Source organism: Schinkia azotoformans LMG 9581, from assembly GCF_000307855.1.
GTDB classification, from domain to species: domain Bacteria; phylum Bacillota; class Bacilli; order Bacillales; family Bacillaceae_J; genus Schinkia; species Schinkia azotoformans.
In genome coordinates, this window is record NZ_AJLR01000169.1 from 1 (window position 1) to 503 (window position 503).

Consider the following 503-nt stretch of genomic DNA (forward strand, 5'->3'; position numbering starts at 1 on the left):
GCTATTTGTAAATCTACATTTTTTTATTGAAAAATAGATAGTTTATAGTTACAGTTGCAACTGCTTTAGCCGCGATTAAAATACTTTTCTCATTCATTTTAAATAAAGGGCTATGATGGGGATAATTTCCGCCGTCTTCAGGCTGTGCACCAATGTAAAAGAAAGTACTTGGTACAACTTGCCCATAATATGAAAAATCTTCAGAAGGATTTTGTGGTCCTAAATCGACTATATTATTGACTTCTGAAATATTCTGATCTTTTAAGCTGTCAACTACAAAGTGAGTGAGATTTTCTGAATTAAAGAGTACAGGATAGTTATCGTCATAATCTACAATCACTTCAACCCCAAAGGTTACTCCAACGCCTTTAGCAATTTGTTTCACTTGGTCTCGGATGACTTTTCTAGTTGTTTCTTTCATCATCCGAACATCCCCTTTTAACACTACTTTATCTTGTATAGCGTAAGGACAAAGGCGATGAGGGCAGCCAGCCTAGTTCTGG

Annotated in this window: 1 protein-coding gene; it reads right to left on the reverse strand. The window is 36.0% G+C overall.

Annotation, left to right across the window (positions count from 1 at the left end; all coding sequences use genetic code 11):
- Positions 1 to 13 precede the first annotated feature (13 nt).
- Entirely contained in the window at positions 14 to 424 is a 411-nt protein-coding gene (locus tag BAZO_RS21020; RefSeq protein WP_004432474.1) for a M20/M25/M40 family metallo-hydrolase, read from the reverse strand.
- Positions 425 to 503 lie beyond the last annotated feature (79 nt).